We start from the raw sequence: 23,640 nt of genomic DNA, 5'->3' as shown, positions 1-23,640 counted from the left end.
GGAGAGCTTTGAATGACAGTCCGACAGGCGCTTGCCGGTGATCTCGACGGAGTCGTTTCGCTGACGGAAGCCGCCTATGGGCATTACACCGCCTTGTTCGGCGCGCCGCCGATCCCAGTCACCGAGGGCTATGCGCCACGCATCGAGCGAGGCGAGGTCTGGCTGCTGGAGAGCGACGCTGAGCTCGCCGGGCTGATCGTTATTGAGCGCCACCCCGATCATGCGATGATCTTCAGCGTCGCGGTCTCCCCCGCTTTTCAGGGGAGGAAACTCGGTACCGCGCTGCTCGACTTCGCCCAGGAACAGGCGCGGCTATGGGGGGTGCCGGAGGTGCGGCTCTACACCAATTCGCGCATGGAGCGGAACATCGAGATCTATACGGCCTATGGCTTCCACGAAACGGGCCGCCGAGCCAATCCCCACCGTCCCGGATGGACCGTGGTCGACATGATCAAACCGGTTGGAAAAATAGCCTGACCGCATTTTTAGAACTGGGAGGAAGACGATGATCAGCCAAGGAACAATCCGCGCCGGGATGGGCGGCTGGACTTTCGAACCCTGGGATACGTCTTTCTACCCGGACAAGCTTTCCAAGGCCAAACAGCTAAGTTACGCCACCCGCCAGGTACCGAGCATCGAGGTCAACGGCACCTACTATTCCAGCTTCAAGGAGCCGACCTTCGTCAAATGGGCGGGCGAGGCGCCGGACGGTTTCGTCTATTCGCTGAAGGGCAATCGCTTCGTCACCAACCGGCGCGTGCTTGGCGAAGCCGGCGAGTCCATGACGCGCTTCCTCGGCTCCGGCATTGCCGCGCTGGGCGACAAGCTGGGCCCGATCCTGTGGCAGTTCGCGCCGACGAAAAAGTTCGACGCCAATGATTTCGAGGCCTTCCTGAAGCTGCTGCCGGAAAAGCAGGATGGCGTGGCGCTGCGCCATGCGCTGGAAGTGCGCAACGACAGTTTCAGCGTGCCGGAATTTGTGAGCCTGGCGCGCAAATACAAGGCGGCGATCGTCTATGCCGACCATGCCAAATATCCTGGTATCGCCGACATCACCGGCGATTTTATCTATGCGCGGCTGCAGACCGGCAGCGACGACAATCCGGATTGCTATACGCCGAATGGCCTGGACGAATGGGCAGCGCGGGTGAAGACCTGGGCGCAAGGCAAGCAGCCGGCCGATCTGCGGCGCGCCGATCCGACTTTCGACGCGCCGGTGAAACCGCGCGATGTGTTCGTCTACTTCATCACCGAGGGCAAGGTGCGCGCGCCGTTCGGCGCCATGGCGCTGATGAAGCGCGTGAGCTGATCGGTTAAAGCGCGTCGCGCTGAAACGGATTCATACGACGCGATTTAAGTCTTTGTCTTGATGCATGCCGTTGTCCCAGAACCGCGGCACACTTCTGGGCGACATGCATTAGGAGCAATTCCAGGAAAAGTGTGGAACGGTTTTCCCGGGAAAGCGGTCAGCGCTTTCCCTTGAAAAGGGTTTCAACCCAGAATTGCTACGATGAACCGAAGCGTGATAGCTTATGCGCATCGTAACCTTATCGATACCTCCATCCTGCATAAATCCGGTGCGGGTCCTTTCTAGAGGCCGGCCGCCGCGCGCAAGGACGAGGGCATGTCGCTCGACTACAGTTCCCTTCTGTTGGCTGTCGGGTTTTCCGCCGCTTGCCTCGGCCTGACGCTGTTCGGCATTTGGCTTACCGCGCGCTCGGAAAAATTCCTGCTGACCTGGGCCGTCAGCGTGCTTCTGATCGTCGCCGACGTCTTCGCCTACCAGGCCTATATCGACGCGCCCGGACGCCTGCTCGGCCTCGCCAGCTTCACGTTCCTGCTGCTCGGCTTCGCGACCATGCTGGGCGCGGCCCATCAGTTCACGACAGGGAGGTCACCGCTGCCCCGCATTGCTGTCGGCGCCGGCGTCTCGCTGGCAGTCGCCTTGCCGCCGATGGCGCTTGGCTATGACGGGCTGGGCTTCATGCTGGAGAATGCCTTTGCCGCGCTGCTCCTGTTTGCGACGGCCTATGAATACTGGAAGGGTCGTACGGAGTTCCCTGCCCCTATCCTCGGCATTGCCGGGCTCTACACCGCCACCGGAATTTCCTTCGTGCTGTGCTCCGGTGCACTTGTCTGGGATGGCAGGCTGGTGCTTGGCCATGCGCCGAGCAACTGGGCCGAGGATTTCAGCCTCATCGTCGTCATCGCCTGCATGACCGGCATCGGCGCGCTCTCGCTGGCGCTCAACCAGGGACGCCTGGCGCAGCATCATCGCCGCGAAGCGCTGACCGATCCGCTGACCGGCCTGCTCAACCGGCGCGCTTTGTTCGACCTGCATGGCAAAACGCCGGTCCGGTCCTTCACCGCCGTGATCGTGTTCGATCTCGACGGCTTCAAGGCCATAAATGACGAGTTCGGCCATGCCACCGGCGACGAGGTGCTGAAACTGTTCGCCAAGGATTTGACCGCCAATCTCCAGCCAGGCGATGTCGCCGCGCGCATGGGCGGAGAGGAATTTGCATTGGTGCTCGATCGCACCTTGCCTGAAAAGGTGGAATTCATAGCCGAGCGCATCCGGGCCAGTTTTGCCATGCGCCGGATCGATACCGAGACCCGCCTGCTCTCCTGCACGGTCAGCGCCGGCTACGCCTTCGGCAGCGAGGGCGGCACCAAATTCGACAAGGTGCTCAGCGCCGCCGACAAGGCGCTTTACGGCGCCAAGCGCGGCGGCCGCAATCGTGTGCTCGCCTTCCGGCGCGCCGGGTAGGCTGGCTGATATTCAGCCGGCCTGAACCTCACCACACGTAAAACAACAACCTAAAGCGCGTCGCATGAGGCCGTTCAGGCGCGAGGCGTTTTTAGGCCGCTATGACGATCTCGTTGTAAGTGTCGAGGTCGACGTAGAAAACCTTGGTGATTTCGCCGATCAGCTCATCCTGCTGGTAGCCTTGCGAGCGCAGAATGTTGATGGCGGTAATGATGTCGACACGCTCTGTCAGCCGTCGTTTCTGGTGGTCCTCGACGAACCGTTCCATAGCCCTATTCTCCTGGCAAGATTATCTGAACGCATTGACCGACAATCAGAACTGCGAGGGAAGCTAGGGTGGCTTGCTTGCGTGGAACTTGCAGGCTGAGCCAGCATATTCCCTCGATCTGCTACAGAACCAGACTGATACGGAAGCGGCCGACTCACCGAGGCCTAGGAAAGACTAGCATGCAGTATTCGGCGTGCCAGAGGTGGCGGCCTCGGACGAAAGTCCGACGCAACGGGCGCGGACCTTCGCGACTTCATCATCCTTGGGCGTAGCGACGCGAAGCGGAGCGAAGACCCAGGGATCCATGCCGGGACGAAGAAGCGTCATTAACGGTGCAGAATGTGGAATGGCCATGTGCCGCAGAAGCGATCTTGTTCTGCATCGCGGCACTCTTTGGCTGATGTCGCGGCATGGATTCTGGGGTCTGCGCGCGTCGCTCCGCTCCTTGGCTCCGCCCTAGAATGACGAAGTGATTGTGGGCATTTCAGCCAATCTTCGACGTGTACGATCCGTGCAGCCGTCGACCTGCGTTAAACCGTCAGAAACTTCCTGACGTCCGCCCGGTCGAGATCTTCGGCCGGGCCGGTGTGGACGATCTGGCCGCGGTCCATGATGTTGACCTCGTCGGCGAGCTCGCGGCAGAAATCCAGATATTGCTCGACCAGAAGCACCGCAATGCCGGCCTGATCGCGCAAATAGCGGATCGCGCGGCCGATGTCCTTGATGATCGAGGGCTGGATGCCTTCGGTCGGCTCGTCGAGCACCAGCAGTTTCGGCCGCATGACGAGCGCCCGGCCGATGGCGAGCTGCTGCTGCTGGCCGCCTGAGAGATCGCCGCCGCGCCGCCCCAGCATCTGCTTCAGCACCGGAAACAGTTCGAAGACATGCGCCGGCACGTTGCGGTCGGCGCGCTTCAACGGCGCAAAGCCGGACTCCAGGTTTTCGCGCACCGTCAGCAGCGGAAAGATCTCCCTGCCCTGCGGTACGAATGCGATGCCCGACCGGGCGCGGTCATACGCCGCGCTCCGGTCGAGCGCCTTCCCCTCGAAGGCAACGCTTCCGCTCGTCAGCCGGTGGTGGCCGACGATCGATCTCATCAAACTGGTCTTGCCGACGCCGTTGCGGCCGAGCACGCAGGTGATCTTGCCGGCACCTGCCGTCAGCGACACGCCGCGCAGCGCCTGGGCGGCGCCGTAATGGAGCGTGGCGTTGGAAACTTCGAGCATGTCAGCGCCTTCTCCAGAAGCGGAGGAACGAAAAGTCGAAGCGATGGAATTGCACCCGCCAGACCATGCTCATCTCCCGAGATAAACTTCGACGACCCGCTCGTCGGCCGAGACGAAATCGAGCGAGCCTTCCGACAGCACCGAGCCCTCATGCAGGCAGGTGACCTTGACGCCGAGTTCGCGCACGAAATGCATGTCGTGCTCGACGACGATGACCGAATGCTCGCGCGCTATGTCCTTGAGCAGCCGCGCGGTTTCCTCGGTCTCGGCATCGGTCATCCCTGCGACCGGCTCGTCAACCAAAAGCAGCTTCGGGTCCTGCGCCAGCAGCATGCCGATCTCCAGCCACTGTTTCTGGCCATGGCTGAGATTGGCTGCCAGATCGTGGCGCTTGTCGCCCAGCCGGATGATGCCGAGGATGTCGTCGATCTGTCTGGCTTCGGCGGCCGAGCGGCGATGGAACAGCGCCGGAAAGATCGAGCGCGGGCCCTTCAGCGCCAGCATCACATTGTCTTCGACGCTGTGGCTTTCGAAGACGGTCGGCTTCTGGAATTTGCGGCCGATGCCCATCATGGCGATCTCCGCCTCGTCGTGCCGGGTCAGATCGACCTGGCCGTCGAAGAACACTTCGCCCTCGTCGGGCCGGGTCTTGCCGGTGACGATGTCCATCATCGTCGTCTTGCCGGCGCCGTTGGGACCGATGATGGCGCGCATCTCGCCCTTGTCGAGCACCAGCGACAGATTGTTGATGGCGCGGAAACCGTCGAAGGAGACCGAGACGCCGTCGAGATAGAGGATGGTGTTGGACTTCGACATCGCTCTATTCCGCCGGCTGCGGTTCAGGCCCGGACGCGGACCAGGCACCGGGCGTTGTTGCTGCGCTGCGCACGATCTTCGATGGCGGCGGGGCATCAGGGTCTGTGCCCGCTTCCTCTGCAATCGCTGCAGCCCGCATCGCCCGAGCGTTACCGCGCCAGGAATCCCACATGCCGACGATGCCCTTGGGCAGGAACAGGGTTACGGCGACGAACAGGCCGCCGAGCGCAAACAGCCAGAACTCCGGCAGCAGGCCGGTGAACCAGGATTTGCCGGCGTTGACCAGCAGCGCGCCGACGATCGGGCCGACAATGGTGCCGCGCCCACCGACGGCTGCCCAGATCACGACTTCGATGGAATTGGATGGCTCGAATTCGCCGGGATTGATGATACCGACCTGCGGCACATAGAGCGCGCCGGCGATGCCGGCCATGACAGCCGAGACGGTGAAGGCAAACAGCTTCACGTTCTCCGCCCGCCAGCCGAGGAAGCGGGTGCGGCTCTCGGCGTCGCGCACCGCCATCAGCAGCTTGCCGTATTTGGAGCCGACGATCGCCCAGGTGATGAAGACGGCGAGCGCGAGTATGATGGCGCTGGCGGCAAACAGGGCCGAGCGGGTGGCGTCGGCCTGCACGTTGAAGCCCAGAATATCCTTGAAATCGGTCAAGCCGTTGTTGCCGCCGAAACCCATGTCGTTGCGGAAGAAGGCGAGCAGCAGCGCGTAGGTCATCGCCTGGGTGATGATGGAGAGATAGACGCCGGTGACGCGGCTGCGGAAGGCGAACCAGCCGAAGACGAAGGCGAGCAGGCCGGGCACCGCCAGCACCATGATGGCGGCGAACCAGAAGTGGTCGAAACCGGTCCAGAACCAGGGCAATTCCTTGTAGTTCAGGAACACCATGAAATCGGGCAGGATCGGATTGCCGTAAACGCCGCGCGAGCCGATCTGGCGCATGAGGTACATGCCCATCGCATAGCCGCCGAGGGCGAAGAAGGCGCCATGGCCGAGCGAGAGGATGCCGCAATAGCCCCAGACGAGATCGAGCGCCAAGGCAAGCAATGCATAGCAGAGGTACTTGCCCGTCAACGCGACGATGTAGGACGGAATATAGAACGCGCTTTGCGGCGACACTGCGAGGTTGAGCAGCGGCACGATAATGGCGGCCGTCAGCAGGATGAAAATAGTGATGGCGATGCGACGGTCGGCACCCGCGGCGAAGAAGCGTCCCGTGATCATGTTTCCACCGCCCTGCCCTTGAGCGCGAACAGGCCGCGCGGGCGCTTCTGGATGAACAGGATGATCAGCACCAGCACGACGATCTTGCCGAGCACCGCGCCAGCATAGGGTTCGAGAACCTTGTTGACGATGCCGAGCGAGAAGGCGCCGACCAGCGTGCCCCAGAGATTGCCGACGCCGCCGAAGACCACGACCATGAAGCTGTCGATGATGTAGCCGCGGCCGAGATTGGGCGAGACATTGTCGATCTGGCTGAGCGCGACGCCGGCAATGCCGGCAATGCCGGAGCCGAGCGCAAAGGTCAGCGCATCGACCCAAGGCGTCCTGATGCCCATCGAGGCGGCCATGCGGCGGTTGGCGGTGACGGCGCGCATCTGAAGGCCCCAGGGCGTGCGCTTCATAACAAAGAGCAGCACGCCGAAGACGGTGAGCGCGAACACCAGGATCCAGAGGCGGTTCCAGGTGACGGCGAGTTGGCCGACATCGAACGATCCCGACATCCAGGAGGGGTTGCCGACCTCCTGGTTGGTCGGTCCGAAGATCGAGCGCACCGCCTGCTGCAGGACAAGCGAGACGCCCCAGGTTGCGAGCAGCGTTTCCAGCGGCCGGCCGTAGAGGAAACGGATGACGCCGCGCTCGATGATCAGGCCGACGGAAGCGGCAACCAGGAAGGCGAGCGGCAGCGCGATCACCAGCGACCAGTCGAACAGGCCGGGGAATGAGGTTCGGATCACCTGCTGGACGACGAAGGTGGTGTAGGCGCCGAGCATCACCATCTCGCCATGCGCCATGTTGATGACGCCCATGACGCCGAAGGTGATGGCGAGGCCGATGGCGGCCAGCAGCAGCACCGAGCCAAGCGAGATGCCGTACCATATGTTCTGGCCGGCATCCCACAGCGCCAGGCTCGAATTGATGCTGGCGATTGCCGCCGTCGCGGCATCCTTGACCGCGCCTTGCGCATTGGCCTCGACCGCGGTGAGCAGCGAGACCGCGTCGCGGTCGCCGCGCGCGCCGATCAGGGCAATGGCGGCAAGCTTGTCGGCCTCCGGCTTATCGGAGACCAGCACCGATGCCGCGCGCGCCTGTTCGAACAATGCCTTGACCTTGGCGTCGGTCTCGGCGGCGATGGCTGCATCGAGCGGCTCGATATTGGCGGCATCGGGGGTCTTGAACATGGTGTCGGCGGCGGCGATGCGAACAGAAGGATCTCTCGCGCGCAACGTCAGCGTTCCCAGCGCATCTCGGATGACACGGCGCAGCGTGTTGTTGACCTTGATCTTGGTGATGTCGGCCTTGGCGGCGTCGCCGGCTTTCTCGCCGCTCAGCGGGTCGAGCAGCGTGACGCTGTCGGCGGCCTCACTGCCGACGAAGACGGCTGAATCGGCTTTACGAATGTAGAGATTGCCTTCGGCGAGGGCTGCAAGCGGCCGTTCAACCAGCGGATCGCCGGTGGCGGCAAGTTCGCGCACCACAGCCTCAGTGGCGGCAAAGCCCGTGCCCGTGGCGAATTTGGCGACGATGGCGCGCAGATCGGCTTCGGCTGCGTTCGACGGCAATAGGCTTGCCACCAGGAACACCAGCATGAGGCCGAGAGTGCGCAACAGGATCATCCGTTCAGATACTCTTCTGTGGGGAAATTCCGCGTCCGGGCGGGCTGAAGCGCCCGGACGCTTGGCGGTACCGATCGTGGACGCGTCCACGATCGGTCAGTCCCGGGAGGGATCAGTTCGTGCCCTTGCCGCCGCATTTGCCGGTGGCAACGTTGAAGTTGCCGCAGGACAGAGGCGCGCGCCAATCCGAAATCAGGTCCTTGGAATCGGGCAGATAGTCGGACCATTCGTCGCCCATCACGAGGCCGGGCGTCTGCGACACGGTCTCGAACTGGCCGTCGGCCTGGATCTCGCCGATCAGCACCGGCTTGGTGATGTGATGGTTCGGCATCATGGTCGAATAGCCGCCGGTGAGGTTCGGCACGGACACGCCGACCATGGCGTCGATGACCTTGTCGGGATCGGTGGTGCCAGCCTTTTCGACCGCCTTCACCCACATGTTGAAGCCGATATAGTGAGCTTCCATCGGGTCGTTGGTGGTGCGCTTGTCATTCTTGATGAACTTGTGCCAGTCGGCGATGAACTTCTTGTTTTCGGGTGTGTCGACGCTCTCGAAATAGTTCCAGGCAGCGAGATGGCCGACCAGCGGCGCGGTATCGAGACCGGCCAGTTCTTCCTCACCGACCGAAAAGGCCATGACCGGGATGTCCTCGGCCTTGATGCCCTGGTTGCCGAGTTCCTTGTAGAACGGAACGTTGGCGTCGCCATTGACGGTCGAGACGACGGCGGTCTTCTTGCCGGCCGAGCCGAATTTCTTGATTGCGGAGACTTCGGTCTGCCAGTCGGAGAAGCCGAACGGCGTGTAGTTGACCATGATGTCTTCGGCGGCGACGCCCTTGGCCTTCAGATAGGCCTCGAGGATTTTGTTGGTGGTTCGGGGATAGACGTAGTCGGTGCCTTCCAGCACCCAGCGCTTCACCGAGCCACCGTCCTCGCTCATGAGATAATCGACGGCAGGAATCGCCTGCTGGTTTGGGGCGGCGCCGGTGTAGAACACGTTGCGCTCGCTTTCCTCGCCCTCATACTGGACGGGGTAGAACAGGATGTTGTCGAGTTCCGAGAACACCGGCAACACCGATTTGCGCGACACCGAGGTCCAGCAGCCGAACACGGCGGCGACCTTGTCCTTCGAGATCAGCTCGCGCGCCTTTTCGGCGAAGAGCGGCCAGTTGGAGGCCGGATCGACAACGACCGCCTCGAGCTTCTTGCCGAGCAGACCGCCCTTGGCATTCTGCTCTTCGATGAGCATCAGCATGGCGTCTTTCAGCGTCGTCTCCGAAATCGCCATGGTCCCCGACAGCGAATGCAGAATGCCGACCTTGATCGTGTCTTCGGCGGCCTTGGCCGGAGACGACATCGACAGGCCGGCGGCGATCACGCCCGCCGAAAACATTTTTGTTATTGTGGAGAAATTACCCCTCATACCGAAGACTCCCAAGCTGTTTGATTGCACCGCGACAATGCAAAGCAACTGCCGTGCCAAACGCGAAGGCGCCGCTCATAAAGATGGAATAGCCGAGCGTTATCAGCCGGTTGGTATATTAGCCTGGAGAAACAACAAAGGCAGCCGGTAAAATTGATTGAGGCAAATTTGCGCAGCGCACACGACTTTTGCTTAATTTTCGCCCAATTGAGACAAATGCCTAGTTTTTGATCTCCGGCCGTGGTTTCCGGGCGAACAATGTTGCGGCACCGCGCAAAAATAGGGCAAGCTCGCCCTTCAAAAGAGAGACGTCATGACATCTCGCATCTCCCGCATTTCCTGCATCCTGCTGCTGATGGCAACGAGCGGCGCCGCGCGCGCCGATTTCGGCGAGGGCAAGCTTCCGGACGGCACCTATCATTGCGAGGTCTACCTGCTCGGCGCCTTCCTCAACCTCGGCGACATCACCATCAAGGGCAATGTCTATACCGGCCCGGTGACATTCGGCACCGGGACGCAAGGCTACAACTATCAGATGAATGCCAATGGCGAGATAACCTGGCTCGGGCCGCTGGGCGGCTATACCACCGGTGGCAACTCCGTCTCCATGACACAGGCAACACTGGACGGCGAGACCGCCCCGTCATTCGACATCATTCTGAAGCAGCCCGACGGCGCCTTCACCGCCTCGACCTGCACCAAGGGCTGAGCGATGCGTAGTGCCGCGCCCAGTTGCGGCAAAACCTTCCTCCTATGTCATGTGAATGTTGCCTAAGCAGACTAGGGCAACGGTGCGCCGTAACATCCACCCTGAGAGGCAGACACCATGGCCAATACACCGTCTTCATCCTCCCCCTTCATCCGCGAAATCATTGCCGAGCGCGTCTCGCGCCGGTCTCTTTTGAAAGGCAGCCTCGCCTCCGGCGCGCTGATTGCCGGCGGCAGCTTTGTCGGCTCCTTGTTTGCCGGCGAAACGCATGCCGCCGCAGCGCAGTCGACGCTCGGCTTTCCCGAGCTGAAGCGGGTCTACGACAAGACCCATGCCGCCGCCGAAGGCTATGAGACGACCATCGTCGCGCGCTGGGGCGATCCGCTTGCAGCTGGCCTCGCCGAATTCGACGGCAACAAGGTCGCGGCGGAGGAACAGGAAAAGCGCTTCGGCTACAATTGCGACTACATCGCCTTCATGCCGCTGCCGAAGGGCACGGTGAATTCTGATCATGGCCTGCTCTGCGTCAACAACGAATACATCTCGCCCAATGTGATGTTTCCGGGGATGACCGAGGGCGATGCCGGCAAGACGATGACCAGGGAACAGGTCGATCTCGGCATGGCCGCGATGGGCCATTCGATCGTCGAGGTGCAATTGAAGGACGGCAAGTGGGAAACCGTAGCCGACAGTCCGCTGAACCGCCGCATCACCGCCAACACCGAAATGACCGTTTCCGGACCGGTTGCCGGCCATGCGCTGATGAAGACCTCGGCCGACGCGACTGGCACCAAAGTGCTCGGCACCAGCTACAACTGCAGCGGCGGTTTCACCCCCTGGGGTACGGTGCTGACCTGCGAGGAAGGCGTGTCCGACATTTTCGGCGGCGACCCGAAAAGGGCGCCGATCGCCGACCTGCTTGACCGTTACGGCTTCGATGGCTCCGACATCTATGGCCGCGGCCGCTTCCATGACCGCTTCAACCTCGACAAGGAACCGAACGAGGCCAACCGCTTCGACTGGGTGGTCGAGATCGACCCTTACGATCCTCAGTCCAGGCCGGTGAAGCGCACGGCACTTGGCCGCATGTCGCATGAGGCCTCGACCGTGGTCCTCAACAAGGACGGCCGCGTTGTCGTCTATATGGGTGACGACGACTATTTCGAATATATGTACCGCTTCGTCTCGGCCAAGGCCTATGACAAGGCCAACCCGGCCTCCGGCGCCGATCTGCTCGACGATGGCGTGCTGTCGGTCGCCCGCTTCGATGCCGATGGCTCGATGACGTGGCTGCCGTTGGTGCACGGCCAGGGCAAGCTTACCGTCGAGAACGGTTTTGCCGACCAGGCCGAGGTGCTGTTGAAGACGCGGTTTGCGGCAGATGCGCTCGGCGCCACGCCGATGGACCGGCCCGAGGACATTGAGACCAATCCGGTGACCGGCCGCGTCTATGCGGTGATGACCAAGAACAAGAAGCGCGACCAGTCGAAGGTCAATCCGGCCAACACGCGGCCGGAAAATCTCTGGGGCCATATTGTCGAACTGATCCCGCCCGGCGGCCGCGGCGCGGATGCCGACCACACGGCGGAAAAGTATGCCTGGGACCTGTTCGTGCTCTGCGGCAACCCGAAAGATGCCAAGGTCGGCGCCACTTTTCATCCGGATACGTCGGACAATGGCTGGTTCGTCTGCCCCGACAACATCACCTTCGACCCGGCGGGGCGGCTGTGGGTGGCGACGGACGGCGCCAATGATTTCGACCTGCCGGACGGCGTCTATGGCGTCGACACCGAAGGTGCGGCGCGCGGCCTGCCGAAGCTGCTGTTCACCTGCCCGCATGGCGCCGAAGCGACCGGCCCATGCTTCACGCCGGACGGCACGACTTTGTTCCTGTCGGTGCAGCACCCTGCGGAAGATGCAGAGACGCTCGACAAGGCGCAGACGCTGTGGCCCGACTTCAGGGATGGCCAGCTGCCGCGACCGTCCGTCGTCGCCATCCGCCGCAAGGACGGACAGCCGGTCGGCGCATAGTGAGTCCTAGGAAAAAAGGGCGGAACGCGCCATGCGCGTTCCGCGTAGCGATCCCGGAGGACGGCTCAGATCGTCTTGGCCGACATTTGCGAAGCGATGTATTCGGCCTGGCGGATAGCCAGCGACACGATCGTCAGCGTCGGATTTTCAGCCGCACCGGTGGTGAACTGGCTGCCGTCCGACACGAACAGGTTTTTGATGTCGTGCGCTTGGCCGTGCTTGTTGACGACGCCGTCTTCCGCCTTTTCGCTCATCCGGTTTGTGCCGAGATTGTGGGTTGAGGGATAGGGCGGCGTCGGGAAGGAGCGCGTCGCGCCGACCGCATCGTAAAGCGCTGTGGCCTGCTTGTAGGGCATGGTTGCGCATCGCCGTGTCGTTGGGATGATCATCGAAATGCACGTCCGCGATCGGCATACCGTGCGCGTCCTTCTCGTCCTTGTGCAGCGTGACGCGGTTTTCCGCGCGCGGCATGTCCTCGCCGACGATCCACAGGCCAGCCATGTGATCATAGTGGTCGAGCGCGGTGGTGAATGAACGGCCCCAGCCGCCGGGATTGAGGAAGGCGGCCATGAAGGGCAAGCCGAGCGACAGCGTCTCGAATTCATAGCCGCCGACAAAGCCGCGTGAGGGATCGTGCCGCGCCTCGTCGCGGATAATGCCGGCCATGGTGGTGCCGCGATACATATGCACCGGTTGGTCGAAAATGGCGTAGACCGAACCGGTGGTGTGGCGCATGTAGTTCTTGCCGACCTGCCCCGACGAATTGGCAAGCCCTTGCGGAAACTTCGCTGACTCGGAGTTTAGCAGCAGGCGCGGGCTTTCGATCGAGTTGCCGGCGACGGCGACAATGCGGGCCTTCTGTTCCTGCAGCTTGCCGTCCTTGTCGGCATAGACGACGCCGGTCACCTTGCCTGAGACGTCGTGGTTGATCTTGATCGCCATGGCATTCGGCCGGACTTCGAGATGGCCGGTGGCCTCGCCCTTGGGGATCTCGGTATAGAGCGTCGACCATTTGGCGCCCCATTTGCAGCCCTGGAAGCAGAAGCCGGTCTGTTGGCAGGAGTTGCGGTCGTCCCGCTCGACCGAATTGATTGCCATGTTGCCGGTATGACATTCCTTATAGCCGAGCTTGTCGGCGCCGGCCTTGAGCACCTTGAAATTGTTGTTGCCGGGCAGGCGCGGCCAGCCATTGGTGCCGGTGACGCCCATCTTGGCTTCCGCCTTGGCGTAGTACGGCTCCATCTCGGCCAATGTGACCGGCCAGTCCAGCAGGTTGGCGCCTTCCAGCTTGCCGTAGGTCGAGAGCGTCCTGAACTCATGCTCCTGGAAGCGCAGCGAGGCGCCGGCCCAGTGCGTGGTCGAGCCGCCGACCGATTTGACGATCCAGGCCGGCAAACTGGGGAAATCCTTCGACACCCGCCAGTCGCCTGAGGTTGTGCGCTTGTCCGTCCAGGCGAGCTGGCTGAAGGAACCCCACTCGTCGTTGATGAAATCCTCGTATTCGTGGCGCGCGCCGGCCTCGAGGATGACGACATCGACGCCTTTCTGGGCGAGTTCGTTGCCGAGCGTGCCGCCGCCGGCGCCGGAGCCGATGATCACGACCACGCCGTCGTTGTTGAGATCAAATGAAGCTGCCATGGTTTCCTCCCATGAATTCCTGTTTGCGGGGTTTCAAAACGACGGAGGGCTCAGAGCCACTCTATGTCGTCGAAACCGCGCGCGATGTAGCCGCCCTTGGAGTAGGATTCGCCCTCGTAGCCGAAGATCGGCCACACCTCCTGCTGGTTGTAGAGGCTGACAACGAGGCCGCCGCGGATGGACTGGAAGAACGGCGTCGCCTCGATCTGCTGCAGCACGGCGACGCGCTGCTCCTCCCAGCCGAGGCCGCGATAGCCGCCCTCGCCCGACTTCTTGTCGAGGTCGGCGATGCCGTCTTCGATCATCGTCTTGTAGGCAGCGTCCTTGCCGGCCTGCTCGTCATGGCCTTTTACGGCGATGGCGTAGTATTTGTCGGGCACCTGATCGTGCGGATAGATGTCGCGCGCCATCTGGATCAGCGTCGCCATGGTTTCGGGCTTGAGCGCCGATGTCTCGAGCCCCCAGGCATTTTCAGGGCTGATGACGGCGCTGCCGGAAATGACGAGCAACGCGCCGATGCCGCCGCGTTTGAGAAGTTCACGACGTGAGAGCCTCGCGTCATAGATCGTGACCATTTGTTCCTCCCTGCTTGCTGTTTGCGCCCTTGAACAGCGCCGTTGCTGGCGCCGCGCGGGCTGAATGCGGCTGATAATCCCCTACTGGAAGCGCCCTCCACGCTGCAGAACCTCGATCTTGTAGCCGTCGGGGTCCTCGATGAAGAAAAAGCGGGCGATCAGCGATCCGTCGCGGTTGAATTCGACGATCTTCTTGGGGTTGAGGCCGAGCGCGCCGATCCGGTCGTGTTCGCTGTCGAGATCGGACACCGAGACCGCCAGATGGCCGTAACCGTCGCCAAGCCCATAAGGCTCGGTGCGGCCCTTGTTCACGGTGAGTTCGAGCTCGAACCCCGTTTCGGCGTTGGCAAGGTAAATCAGCGTGAATGTCTCGAAATCCAGCCTGTCGGCGACGTCGAGCCCGAAAGCGTTTCTGTAGAAATCGACGGATCTGGCCTCTTGGAGAACCCGGATCATGGAATGGATTGCCTTCGCCAAATCAGTCTCCGCCGCTGCATGTTGGAGGCGATTATGGGCGGCACGCGCGAAAGGTGGTGGCAGCCGGTTACCACGGCTAAATTTGCAATCGCTGCTATGCCTGCGCCTAAAGACGAAAGTCCGATTGCCGATTCGGCCCACAAGGCCGAACATGCAGGGACAACCACAACTTGAAGGCGCGACACGCTGCGCCCAAAACCAACAATATCGGGAGGTAAGGATGTGCAGGGTTTTTGCCGGGCAGGATCCGGAAGGCTATCGACAGATCAACCGGTCGATCCGCATCGACGGTCACTCTACGAGTATCCAGCTTGAAGGAACGTTCTGGGCGCTGCTTGACGAAATTGCCGACAGCCAGGGCCTGACGACGCCGAAGTTCATCTCAAAACTCTATGACGAGGCGATCGAGATCAACGGCGCCATTCCCAACTTCGCGTCGATGCTGCGTACCACCTGCGCGCTCTATCTGCGCGGTCACCGGCCAGACATGGATGAGCTGACGCCGAAGCGCGAAGCGGCCTGAGGAAGCTAGCGTTCCGCCGCAACGTCGAGCCCGAGCCGCGCCATATCGGTGAACAGCGCCTGACGTTCGGAATAGGCAGTCTGTTCGCCGGTCACGATGTTGTCGACGACGGTCAGCAGCGACAGCGCGCGGGCGCCGAAATGCGCCGCGATTCGGTAGAGTGCGCTGGTTTCCATATCGACAGCGAGAGCCCCAAGCGCCTGCGCTTCGGCAAAGCGGTCGCGCCCTTCAGGGTGGTAGAAGACATCGCTGCAGATGGTCAGCCCGGCCTGGTGGTCGATGCCGAGCTGGGCGGCGCAGGCCAAAGCGTGGGCGAACAGGCCGGGATCGGGCCCGGCGGCAGCATCGTAGAGGCCGAAGACCTGGCCGCTTTGGTCGCTTTCGGCGCGCACCGACTGCGAGATCACCAAGGAGCGCAGCGGCACGCGGGGTGTCAGGCCGCCGCAGGTGCCTGTGCGGATCAGCGTTTTTACGCCGTGAACATCCAGGAGTTCATGCGCATAGACCAGGAAGGACGGGACACCGATGCCGGTGGCCTGGATGCTGATGGGACGGCCGCGATAGAGACCGGTGAAGCCGAGTACGCCCCGGCGGCGGTTGACGCAGCGCGGCGCCTCAAGAAATGTCTTTGCCATCCACTCGGCGCGTTGCGGATCGCCCGGCAACAGCACCGTTGCGGCATAGTCGCCCCTGGCAGCCTCGTTGTGCGGCGTCACGACATGCTCCCCAAAACCCGCCGCCCGTTTCGCCTGCAATAATGGCAGTGTCACGTCATTGCGCAAGCTTTGAATTAGGGCGCCCTAGGACTCCAATACATCCTTGACCACAGTGGCCAGTTGCTTGAGGGAGAACGGCTTCGGCAGGAAGCCGAATTGCGCGTCCGGCGGCAGGTTTCTGGCGAAAGCGTCTTCGGCATAGCCGGACACGAAGACGAACTTGATGTCGGGCTGGCGCTTGCGCAGTTCGCCGAGCAGCGTCGGTCCGTCCATTTCCGGCATCACCACGTCGGACACGACGATATCGACTTTGCCGCCGAGCGCTTCGAAGACTTCCAACGCCTCGACGCCCGAGGACGCCTCGTGGACGGTGTAGCCGCGCGATGTAAGCGCCCGGGAGCCGCCCATACGCACGGCGTCCTCGTCCTCGACCAGCAGCACCGTGGCCGAGCCCGACAGGTCCTTGGCGCTGTCGGCGGCTTTCACGGGCGCAACCGGCGCCTCGCTGACGTCGCCGGGCTTTTTCGCCTCGACGATGTGACGCGGCAGGAAGATGCGGAAGGTCGAGCCCTTGCCGATTTCGGAATCGCAGAAGATGAAGCCGCCGGTCTGCTTGATGATGCCATAGACCATCGACAGGCCAAGGCCGGTGCCTTTGCCGACTTCCTTGGTGGTGAAGAACGGCTCAAAAATCTTCTTCAGCACGTCCGGGGCAATGCCCGAGCCGCTATCCTCGACCTCGACCACGACATAGTCGGCAGGCGTGAGCTCGCGGTAGGAGAAGCTCTTGCATTGTTCGGCGGTGACGTTGCGGGTGCGCACGGTGAGGTCGCCGCCAGCCGGCATGGCGTCGCGCGCGTTGACGGCCAGGTTGACCACCACCTGCTCGAACTGGCCGATATCGACCTTGACCGGCCACAAATCGCGGCCGTGGTCGACCTTCAGCTTGATCTCGTTGCCAACCAGGCGGGCAAGCAGCATCCGGAGATCGGCAAGCACGTCGGTCAGGTTCAGCACTTCCGGCCGCAATGTCTGCTTGCGCGAGAAGGCGAGCAACTGCCGCACCAGCGAGGCCGCCCGGTTGGCATTCTGCTTGATGTTCATGATGTCGGGGAAGGACGGGTCCGACGGCCGGTGATTGGTCAGCAAAAGATCCGACGCCATGATGATGGCAGTCAGCACATTGTTGAAGTCGTGGGCGATGCCGCCGGCGAGTTGTCCGACTGCCTGCATCTTCTGGCTCTGCGCCATCTGGCCCTCGAGCGCCTTCTGCTCGGTGGTCTCGACGGCATAGACGATAGCCGATTCCTCGGCGCCCTCGCCGGTGCCGTCGGCGACGGCGTTGACGTAGAAGCGGATGTGACGCTCCTCATTGCCGGGCAGCAGCGTGTCGATCGGCTCGATGTCGGCCTGCCTCAGCCGCGCCTTCTCGAAGGCGGCGGCAAAGGCCGGCCGGTCGCGCTCATGGATCACGGTGTCCAGCCGCACGCGGCGGTCAACCGCGTCGCCGTCGACGACGGAGGAAAACAGCGACAGGAACGGCGCGTTGGTGCGCAGGATGCGGCCGCCATTGTCGACGGCGGCAATGGCCATCGGCGTCGAATTGAAGAAACGGGTGAAGCGCACTTCCGAAGCACGAAGGTCCGCCGATGCGTCCTCGCCCTGTGTGCGGTTGAGCACAATGGTGCGGGTCGGACCGTTGGTCCCCTCGCGGCTGGCCGATACCCGATGCATGAAGCGCACCGGCAGCGCCTCGCCGGTCGTCGTCGTAAGATCGAGATCGATGACGGCGTTGCGGGTGGTGCCGGGATCGGCCTTGACCGAGCGCACCAGCGCCATGCCGTCGCCGGCGACGATTTCCGGGAGTGTCACGGCGCCAGGGGTGAAGCTCGCCAGATCGATGCCCAGCCATTCGGCGAGCGTGGCGTTGATGTAGGTGACACGGCCTTCCTGGTCGGCCGAGAAGAAACCGGCCGGCGCATGGTCGAGATGGTCGATGGCCTTCTGCAAGTCGAGGAAGAAACGCTCCTGCTCGGCCCGTTCCTGCGAGATATCGGCAAGCTGCCAGGCAAGCATCGGCAGGCGCTGACCGGGAACGCTGAAGGTCCGGGCCCGCGCCCGGTACCAGCGCGCGCCGGGTTCGGCGCCCGGCCGGATCGACTGTGCTAGCCGGAACTCACCGTCGCCGGCCTGGCCATCGCGCAAGCCCGAGGCCAGCCGGTATATGGTCACCGAAGCTTCGGGGACATCGGAAAGCAGGCCTTCGACCGTCTTCAGATCGGCGGCCGACGCAGCACCGGTCATCTCGGCGTAGGCCCGGTTGGCGTAGACGACGCGGCCCTTGGTGTCGGTGACGATCAGGCCCTGCGACATCGAATCGACGAAGGCCTTCGACAGTTCATCCCCGGTCGAACGCGGCGCGATCTGCACGAAGCCGATGGCCGTGGCGAACAGGAAGCCGACGCCGATCATGGCAAGCACGCCCAGCATGCCGAGCAGGAACGGATCGCCAAGACGCTCGCGGAAAATGCCGAAAACGATCGCGGCCCCGGTCAGGACGATGATGAACACGATGAGCCGGGTAACCGCGCCTGGCCGCGTGTTCTGATCGACGATCGGTACCGGATAGAAATCGCCGCGCGTTTCCCTGGCCATATGCCCCCTGCTCGTGAGTTGTCCGACACCGCCCCCGGCCGGTTGAATCACATTCTCCTAATCCGGAAAAGGCCTTGGCGGCAAATGTCGGATAAAAATGACGCGTCGGTGTTTTCAAGCTGTTCACGAAGCGTGAAGGCAACTTGCGGTGGCTGGCCGCAACGGTCTAGTGTCCCTCCACTTCAAAAGCCGATTGGGGGCACCGATGCAGTGGCTGGATAATGTGGCGGGTCCCGGATATGCCGCAGCGCTGCTGTGGACGTTTGCTGCCCTTGTCCTGCTGGTCATCGTGCTCATCATCATCAGGCTGGTCCGCAACCTGACCTTCGGCACCTTCGTTGCCGGCGGCAGGAACCGCAAGACACGGCTGGCGGTCATGGACGCCACGGCGGTCGACAGCCACCGCCGGCTGGTGCTCATCCGTCGCGACGACATCGAACACCTGCTTTTGATCGGCGGCCCAACCGACGTTGTCGTCGAGCGCGATATCAGACTTGCAGCGCCACGCCGTCCGGCATTGACCGGCGATGGCGGTGTTGGCCAGCAGCAACAGGCGCCGCGTCCGCGCGCAGCACAACCCGCTCCCGCCGCGCCCGCAAGGCAGGCGCCGCCGCCGCAACCGGTAAGGGCTGCTCCGGCCGCCGTTCCGCCGCGCCAGGCCGCGCCGGCGCCGAAACCGGCTCAAATCTACCAGGCGAGCAATGTGACACCGCTGCCGGCCTATGGCTCCGCCGCCAATACTGCCCGGCAGGCCCCGCCACCGAAGCATGAGTCCATCGACGATACCCTGATGCGGGAGCTCGAGGTCTCGCTCGACGATTCGCACCCCAAACCGGCAAGCAAGCCGGCTGCGAAGGCACCGCAGTCTCTCGACGACGAGATGACCAAGCTGCTCGGCGAACTCGCCAGCCAGAAACGATAAAGCCCGGCGAACCGTCATCTTGCCGATTCCCGATCGGAACGCCGCTTAAAGCGCGTCGCACAAATCCGTTCAGCTCGACGCGCTTTAACTTCGTGCGATTAAACCCTTCGCTAAAAACACAAATGGCCGGGAAACCCGGCCATTTCGATGAAACAGTCCTGCCTGACGGCAGCGGCTCAATCGTCGCGATAGACCTTCTCGCGGCGTTCGTGGCGCTCCTGCGCTTCGATCGACAAGGTCGCGATCGGACGCGCGTCGAGACGCTTCAGCGCGATCGGCTCGCCGGTTTCCTCGCAATAGCCGTAAGTGCCTTCATCGATGCGCTGCAGCGCCGAATCGATCTTTGAAATGAGCTTGCGCTGGCGGTCGCGGGCGCGAAGCTCGATGGCGCGGTCGGTTTCCGAGGAAGCGCGATCGGCGAGATCGGGGTGGTTGGCGTTTTCCTGCTGCAGGATTTCGAGTGTTTCGCGCGCTTCGCGCAGTATGTCGGTCTTCCAGGTGACGAGCTTCAGGCGAAAGTAGGATTTCTGCCGTTCGTTCATGAACGGCTCGTCTTCGGAGGGTACATAATTGGCTGTAACGATATCGTTCATTCGACTCACCCAACAACCCCAAATTTGGCGCCTATATATTCGCGCAGAGAAGGCTGCACAAGCGTAATCCGCGCGCGTTTCACGCAATTGTTAATGCCCGCGCGGGCGATCCGTAGCAAAGCCTTCCATAGCAGGGGCGCGGGCGAATTCGCACATGATTCGTTGCGCTTGGGCGGCGGCGCCCATTGTGCCTCAGGCCTTTCTCGTGGCTAATCCAGTTGTGTCATTGGTGGGCAGCACACCATTGGGGGTCCGGTGAGCAGACTGTATCTGTTGAGGCATGCGAAGGCTGGCTGGGCCCTGCCCGGCGTGCGCGACTTCGATCGCCCGCTCGACGCATCCGGCATTGCCGATGCCGAAATGATGGGGACGGCGATGCGTGCCCGCAACTACATCCCCGATATCACGCTCTGCTCCAACGCCAAGCGGGCGCGCCAGACGCTGGAAGGCATCGCCGGCCACACCGATACCGGCCGGGTGCTGTTCTTAGACACGCTCTACAGCGAGGATGCCGCCGGCTACCTCGCCATCATCCGCAGCAATGGCGGCCCCGGCTCGCTGCTGGTCATCGGCCACAATCCGATGACGGAAGACCTTGCCATGGCGGTCTCGGGCGACGGCGACGAGGCTGCTCGGGCCATCATGAACCATGGTTTCCCGACCTCCGGCCTTGCGGTCGTGCGCTTCGACGGCACCCTCACCGAGGCTGCGCAAGGCGCGGGCTACCTCGAAGCCTTCCTGACGCCCGTCGATCTCTGAGCCGAGCCGGCCGAGGCCGGGCGCCATTTCAAACTTGAACCGCAAAGCCTATATCGGCGCAAGAGAGCACGCCTGAGAGAACAGATTTTGGCATCATCGCTGACCACTTTCACCGACGAAGCGAGAATTGCCCTGGATACGCTGTCGGGGCGTGCGAGCGGGCTTTTTTCGCCGTCGCTTCGGCTGGGCGTTACCGGCCTGTCCCGGGCCGGCAAGACGGTGTTCATCTCGGCTCTCGTCCACAATCTCATCCATGGCGGGCGCCTGCCGCTGTTCGAGGCGCAGAAGTCGGGACGGATCGCTCGCGCCTTCCTCGAGGAACAGCCGGACGATGCCGTGCCGCGTTTTCAGTACGAGGACCATATCTCCGCCCTGGTCAACGACCGTGTCTGGCCGGACTCGACGCGCGCCATTTCGGAACTCAGGCTCACCATCGAATATGAGTCTGCCTCCGGTTGGAACCGGATGTTTTCCAGCGGCCGATTGTCGGTCGACATCGTCGACTACCCCGGCGAATGGCTGCTCGACCTGCCGCTGCTCGGCAAATCCTTCGCAGATTTTTCGCGCGAGGCGTTCGAGATGGCGATGCTGCCGGTGCGGGCCGACCTGTCGCAGGACTGGCGGGCGCTGTCGGCGAGGATCGAACCCAATGCCGACGCCGACGAGATGACGGCGCGGCGCCTCGCCGAGAGTTTTGCCGCCTACCTCAAGGCCTGCAAGCTCGACGAGCGGGCGCTTTCGACCTTGCCGCCCGGCCGTTTCCTGATGCCTGGCGACCTCGAGGGATCGCCGGCGCTGACCTTCGCGCCCTTGCTGCTCAAGGGTGAGAAACGGCCGCGCTCCGGCTCGCTGCAAGCGATGATGGAGCGCCGCTACGAGGCCTACAAGACGCATGTGGTGAAACCGTTCTTCCGCGAACACATCACCCGCCTCGACCGCCAGATCGTGGTGATCGACGCCATGCAGGCGTTGAACGCCGGCCCCGGCGCGATGGCCGACCTGGAACGCGCGGTGACCGAAATCCTCTCCTGTTTCCGTCCTGGCCGAGGCAATTTCCTCACCGACCTGTTTTCACGCCGCATCGACCGCATCCTGGTTGCCGCGACCAAGGCCGACCATTTGCATCACGAAAGCCATGACCGGCTGCAGGCAATCGTGCGGCGGCTTGCCGACCGCGCCGTGGCGCGGGCAAATTTCACCGGCGCCGATGTCGATGTGGTCGCCATGGCGGCGGTGCGCGCGACGCGCGAAGGCACGGTCAAGCAAGGCCGCGAAACCCTGCCGGTGATCATCGGCACGCCGCTGAAGGGCGAGAAGATCAACGGCGAAACCTTTGATGGTAAAGCCGAAACCGCCATATTTCCCGGGGACTTGCCGGAGAAAATTGACGCGGTTTTCGACGTTTCGGAAGCCGACCACCGGCAGAGCAGCGACGATCCGGCGATCCGTTTCGTGCGCTTTCGCCCGCCAAAGCTCGAACGCACCGCTGAAGGCGTCACGCTGTCGCTGCCGCATATCAGGCTAGACCGCGCCTTGCAGTTCCTGATCGGAGACCATCTGGCATGACCGCGCCCCGCAGACCGGCAGCTTTCCGCATCGAGCCGGAGGCCGAACCGAAGCAGGAAACGCGCCGCCCTCATGCCGAGCCGCCGCGCAAGCCGCGCACCGTCGTCGTGCCGGCCGAGATCGATGTCTTCGATGAGCCGGACATTGTCGCCGCCGAACCGCCGCCGGCGACCGCGCCGCGCAGGCGCTCGCTGTTTGCCAGCCTGTTTTTCGGCGCGGTCGGCGTGCTGGTTTCGCTCGCCGTCGGCCTGTGGACCGACCAACTCATCCGCGACCTGTTCGAGCGCGCAGAGTGGCTGGGGTGGCTGGCAGCGGGAATGGCCGCAATTGCCGTGTTGGCCCTCGCAGTCGTGCTGGTGCGCGAATTCCTGGCTATCGCCCGGCTGGCCGAGGTCGAAAAACTGCAAAAGCGGGCGCTCGATGCCGTGGCGCGCGACGATCCGAAGGCTGCAAGGGCCGTCGTCGAAGAGCTTTCGGCCTTTGTCGCTGCGAAACCCGAAACCGCGGCCGGCAGGCGCTCCCTGGCCGAATTGCGCGGCGAGATCATTGATGGCGGCAATCTGGTGCGACTGGCCGAAGCCGAGATTCTCGGGCCGCTCGATGCGAGAGCCAAGGTGATGATCCTCGAAGCAGCCAAACGCGTGTCGCTGGTCACCGCCGTCAGCCCCCGCGCACTCGTAGACGTTGCCTATGTCGTGTTCGAGGCCGGGCGCCTGATCCGCCGCTTGTCCGAACTCTACGGCGGCAGGCCGGGCACGCTGGGCTTTTTCCGGCTGGCGCGCAGCGTTCTTGCCCATCTGGCGGTGACCGGCTCGATCGCCGTCGGCGACAGCTTCGTCCAGCAGATCGTCGGCCATGGCCTTGCCGCACGGCTTTCGGCGAAACTCGGCGAAGGCGTGGTCAACGGCATGATGACGGCGCGTATCGGCATTGCTGCCATGGAGACGGCGCGGCCCCTGCCCTTCATTGCCGGCAGGCGGCCGGGTATGGGCGATTTCCTGTCGGCGCTGACCTCGTTTGCGGCCAGAAAAGAGAATGAAGCACCCGCCTCGACCAAGTGAACGCCCTCTCGCGGTCACCAAGCATTAACCAATCTTGTTCATGGTCGTCCAACAACAGCCTC

The 23,640-nt window shown here is 62.9% G+C and carries 21 protein-coding genes and 1 pseudogene; 10 read left to right on the top strand and 12 right to left on the bottom strand.

From position 1 onward, the window contains the following. Positions 1-12 precede the first annotated feature (12 nt). The 3 genes from NLY37_RS07490 (at position 13) to NLY37_RS07480 (ending at position 2,770) form a co-directional block, all read left to right on the top strand. A complete protein-coding gene (locus NLY37_RS07490) occupies positions 13-477 on the top strand; it encodes a GNAT family N-acetyltransferase (protein ID WP_023726687.1) in 465 nt (154 codons plus the stop codon). 28 nt (positions 478-505) lie between these two features. Further along, positions 506-1,309 carry a DUF72 domain-containing protein gene (locus tag NLY37_RS07485; RefSeq protein WP_023742496.1) on the top strand — a complete coding sequence of 268 codons (804 nt, stop codon included), beginning with the start codon at positions 506-508 and terminating at the stop codon, positions 1,307-1,309. Between the two features lie 315 nt (positions 1,310-1,624). Beyond that, on the top strand, positions 1,625-2,770 hold the full coding sequence (locus NLY37_RS07480; protein ID WP_023742497.1) for a GGDEF domain-containing protein: 1,146 nt from the start codon (positions 1,625-1,627) through the stop codon (positions 2,768-2,770). A 91-nt stretch (positions 2,771-2,861) separates the two neighbouring features. Here the strand turns inward: NLY37_RS07480 and NLY37_RS07475 are convergent, their stop codons facing one another. The 6 genes from NLY37_RS07475 to urtA all read right to left on the bottom strand — a co-directional run bounded on the left by NLY37_RS07475 (position 2,862) and on the right by urtA (position 9,353). Then, positions 2,862-3,038: a hypothetical protein gene (locus NLY37_RS07475; protein WP_023670936.1), complete on the bottom strand. Its 177-nt coding sequence runs from the start codon at positions 3,036-3,038 to the stop codon at positions 2,862-2,864. Positions 3,039-3,568: 530 nt separating this feature from the next. Next, complete coding sequence (gene urtE, locus NLY37_RS07470) at positions 3,569-4,264, bottom strand: urea ABC transporter ATP-binding subunit UrtE (RefSeq protein WP_023688639.1); 696 nt, start codon at positions 4,262-4,264, stop codon at positions 3,569-3,571. Between the two features lie 69 nt (positions 4,265-4,333). Beyond that, positions 4,334-5,080 (bottom strand): urea ABC transporter ATP-binding protein UrtD, encoded by a 747-nt coding sequence (gene urtD, locus NLY37_RS07465; RefSeq protein WP_023730167.1) that lies wholly within the window; start codon positions 5,078-5,080, stop codon positions 4,334-4,336. Between the two features lie 4 nt (positions 5,081-5,084). Continuing rightward, the gene (gene urtC / locus NLY37_RS07460) at positions 5,085-6,317 is read right to left on the bottom strand and encodes an urea ABC transporter permease subunit UrtC (RefSeq protein ID WP_023670933.1); all 1,233 of its coding nucleotides are present in this window, start codon (positions 6,315-6,317) and stop codon (positions 5,085-5,087) included. Further along, a complete protein-coding gene (gene urtB, locus NLY37_RS07455) occupies positions 6,314-7,930 on the bottom strand; it encodes an urea ABC transporter permease subunit UrtB (RefSeq protein ID WP_023742498.1) in 1,617 nt (538 codons plus the stop codon). The genes urtC and urtB overlap by 4 nt, the downstream gene beginning before the upstream one ends. Positions 7,931-8,042: 112 nt before the next feature. Next, on the bottom strand, positions 8,043-9,353 hold the full coding sequence (gene urtA / locus NLY37_RS07450) for an urea ABC transporter substrate-binding protein (RefSeq protein WP_023684621.1): 1,311 nt from the start codon (positions 9,351-9,353) through the stop codon (positions 8,043-8,045). Positions 9,354-9,666: 313 nt separating this feature from the next. Between urtA and NLY37_RS07445 the strand changes: the two genes are divergently transcribed. Together NLY37_RS07445 and NLY37_RS07440 are read left to right on the top strand one after the other, a co-directional pair. Next, the gene (locus NLY37_RS07445) at positions 9,667-10,062 is read left to right on the top strand and encodes a hypothetical protein (RefSeq protein ID WP_023742499.1); all 396 of its coding nucleotides are present in this window, start codon (positions 9,667-9,669) and stop codon (positions 10,060-10,062) included. Between the two features lie 117 nt (positions 10,063-10,179). Then, a complete protein-coding gene (locus NLY37_RS07440) occupies positions 10,180-12,093 on the top strand; it encodes a PhoX family protein (RefSeq protein ID WP_023742500.1) in 1,914 nt (637 codons plus the stop codon). A gap of 65 nt (positions 12,094-12,158) precedes the next feature. On the opposite strand, the pseudogene NLY37_RS07435 reads toward NLY37_RS07440, so the two are convergent. The 3 genes and pseudogenes from NLY37_RS07435 to NLY37_RS07425 form a co-directional block, all read right to left on the bottom strand. Further along, positions 12,159-13,731 (bottom strand): annotated as a pseudogene (locus NLY37_RS07435) (GMC family oxidoreductase). Positions 13,732-13,781: 50 nt separating this feature from the next. After that, positions 13,782-14,306 carry a twin-arginine translocation pathway signal gene (locus NLY37_RS07430; RefSeq protein WP_023670927.1) on the bottom strand — a complete coding sequence of 175 codons (525 nt, stop codon included), beginning with the start codon at positions 14,304-14,306 and terminating at the stop codon, positions 13,782-13,784. 81 nt (positions 14,307-14,387) lie between these two features. Further along, positions 14,388-14,783, bottom strand: a complete 396-nt coding sequence (locus NLY37_RS07425; protein WP_023684616.1) for a VOC family protein — start codon at positions 14,781-14,783, stop codon at positions 14,388-14,390. A gap of 220 nt (positions 14,784-15,003) precedes the next feature. Here NLY37_RS07425 and NLY37_RS07420 point away from each other — a divergent pair, with 220 nt between their 5' ends. After that, positions 15,004-15,306 carry a ribbon-helix-helix domain-containing protein gene (locus NLY37_RS07420; RefSeq protein ID WP_023670924.1) on the top strand — a complete coding sequence of 101 codons (303 nt, stop codon included), beginning with the start codon at positions 15,004-15,006 and terminating at the stop codon, positions 15,304-15,306. Between the two features lie 5 nt (positions 15,307-15,311). On the opposite strand, the gene NLY37_RS07415 is transcribed toward NLY37_RS07420, so the two are convergent. Both NLY37_RS07415 and cckA read right to left on the bottom strand, forming a co-directional pair. After that, on the bottom strand, positions 15,312-16,022 hold the full coding sequence (locus tag NLY37_RS07415) for a purine-nucleoside phosphorylase (protein ID WP_023742501.1): 711 nt from the start codon (positions 16,020-16,022) through the stop codon (positions 15,312-15,314). An 84-nt stretch (positions 16,023-16,106) separates the two neighbouring features. Continuing rightward, positions 16,107-18,677 (bottom strand): cell cycle histidine kinase CckA, encoded by a 2,571-nt coding sequence (cckA, locus tag NLY37_RS07410; protein WP_023742502.1) that lies wholly within the window; start codon positions 18,675-18,677, stop codon positions 16,107-16,109. Positions 18,678-18,882: 205 nt separating this feature from the next. Between cckA and NLY37_RS07405 the strand changes: the two genes are divergently transcribed. Then, on the top strand, positions 18,883-19,599 hold the full coding sequence (locus NLY37_RS07405; protein ID WP_023742503.1) for a flagellar biosynthetic protein FliO: 717 nt from the start codon (positions 18,883-18,885) through the stop codon (positions 19,597-19,599). Between the two features lie 176 nt (positions 19,600-19,775). Here NLY37_RS07405 and dksA read toward each other — a convergent pair whose 3' ends face one another. Continuing rightward, entirely contained in the window at positions 19,776-20,192 is a 417-nt protein-coding gene (gene dksA / locus NLY37_RS07400) for an RNA polymerase-binding protein DksA (RefSeq protein ID WP_023673491.1), read from the bottom strand. 255 nt (positions 20,193-20,447) lie between these two features. Here dksA and NLY37_RS07395 point away from each other — a divergent pair, with 255 nt between their 5' ends. The 3 genes from NLY37_RS07395 to NLY37_RS07385 all read left to right on the top strand — a co-directional run bounded on the left by NLY37_RS07395 (position 20,448) and on the right by NLY37_RS07385 (position 23,578). After that, positions 20,448-20,951: a SixA phosphatase family protein gene (locus NLY37_RS07395; RefSeq protein WP_023742504.1), complete on the top strand. Its 504-nt coding sequence runs from the start codon at positions 20,448-20,450 to the stop codon at positions 20,949-20,951. Positions 20,952-21,038: 87 nt separating this feature from the next. Further along, on the top strand, positions 21,039-22,517 hold the full coding sequence (locus NLY37_RS07390; RefSeq protein ID WP_023742505.1) for a YcjX family GTP-binding protein: 1,479 nt from the start codon (positions 21,039-21,041) through the stop codon (positions 22,515-22,517). After that, on the top strand, positions 22,514-23,578 hold the full coding sequence (locus tag NLY37_RS07385; RefSeq protein WP_023742506.1) for a YcjF family protein: 1,065 nt from the start codon (positions 22,514-22,516) through the stop codon (positions 23,576-23,578). The genes NLY37_RS07390 and NLY37_RS07385 overlap by 4 nt, the downstream gene beginning before the upstream one ends. The last annotated feature ends 62 nt before the right edge of the window (positions 23,579-23,640 follow it).

Source organism: Mesorhizobium sp. C395A (assembly GCF_030323205.1).
In the GTDB taxonomy this organism is placed as follows: domain Bacteria; phylum Pseudomonadota; class Alphaproteobacteria; order Rhizobiales; family Rhizobiaceae; genus Mesorhizobium.
This window is presented reverse-complemented; position numbering and strand designations above follow the sequence as displayed.

What these genes read in the sequence shown, in the direction of transcription:
- NLY37_RS07440 (WP_023742500.1), top strand. Translation starts at nt 10,180, where the DNA reads ATGGCCAATACACCGTCTTCATCCTCCCCCTTCATCCGCGAAATCATT.
- NLY37_RS07485 (WP_023742496.1), top strand. Translation starts at nt 506, where the DNA reads ATGATCAGCCAAGGAACAATCCGCGCCGGGATGGGCGGCTGGACTTTC.
- NLY37_RS07480 (WP_023742497.1), top strand. Translation starts at nt 1,625, where the DNA reads ATGTCGCTCGACTACAGTTCCCTTCTGTTGGCTGTCGGGTTTTCCGCC.
- urtC (WP_023670933.1), bottom strand. Translation starts at nt 6,317, where the DNA reads ATGATCACGGGACGCTTCTTCGCCGCGGGTGCCGACCGTCGCATCGCC.
- NLY37_RS07405 (WP_023742503.1), top strand. Translation starts at nt 18,883, where the DNA reads ATGCAGTGGCTGGATAATGTGGCGGGTCCCGGATATGCCGCAGCGCTG.
- NLY37_RS07385 (WP_023742506.1), top strand. Translation starts at nt 22,514, where the DNA reads ATGACCGCGCCCCGCAGACCGGCAGCTTTCCGCATCGAGCCGGAGGCC.
- NLY37_RS07420 (WP_023670924.1), top strand. Translation starts at nt 15,004, where the DNA reads ATGTGCAGGGTTTTTGCCGGGCAGGATCCGGAAGGCTATCGACAGATC.
- NLY37_RS07445 (WP_023742499.1), top strand. Translation starts at nt 9,667, where the DNA reads ATGACATCTCGCATCTCCCGCATTTCCTGCATCCTGCTGCTGATGGCA.
- urtE (WP_023688639.1), bottom strand. Translation starts at nt 4,264, where the DNA reads ATGCTCGAAGTTTCCAACGCCACGCTCCATTACGGCGCCGCCCAGGCG.
- NLY37_RS07430 (WP_023670927.1), bottom strand. Translation starts at nt 14,306, where the DNA reads ATGGTCACGATCTATGACGCGAGGCTCTCACGTCGTGAACTTCTCAAA.
- NLY37_RS07490 (WP_023726687.1), top strand. Translation starts at nt 13, where the DNA reads ATGACAGTCCGACAGGCGCTTGCCGGTGATCTCGACGGAGTCGTTTCG.
- NLY37_RS07475 (WP_023670936.1), bottom strand. Translation starts at nt 3,038, where the DNA reads ATGGAACGGTTCGTCGAGGACCACCAGAAACGACGGCTGACAGAGCGT.
- cckA (WP_023742502.1), bottom strand. Translation starts at nt 18,677, where the DNA reads ATGGCCAGGGAAACGCGCGGCGATTTCTATCCGGTACCGATCGTCGAT.
- urtD (WP_023730167.1), bottom strand. Translation starts at nt 5,080, where the DNA reads ATGTCGAAGTCCAACACCATCCTCTATCTCGACGGCGTCTCGGTCTCC.
- urtB (WP_023742498.1), bottom strand. Translation starts at nt 7,930, where the DNA reads ATGATCCTGTTGCGCACTCTCGGCCTCATGCTGGTGTTCCTGGTGGCA.
- dksA (WP_023673491.1), bottom strand. Translation starts at nt 20,192, where the DNA reads ATGAACGATATCGTTACAGCCAATTATGTACCCTCCGAAGACGAGCCG.
- urtA (WP_023684621.1), bottom strand. Translation starts at nt 9,353, where the DNA reads ATGAGGGGTAATTTCTCCACAATAACAAAAATGTTTTCGGCGGGCGTG.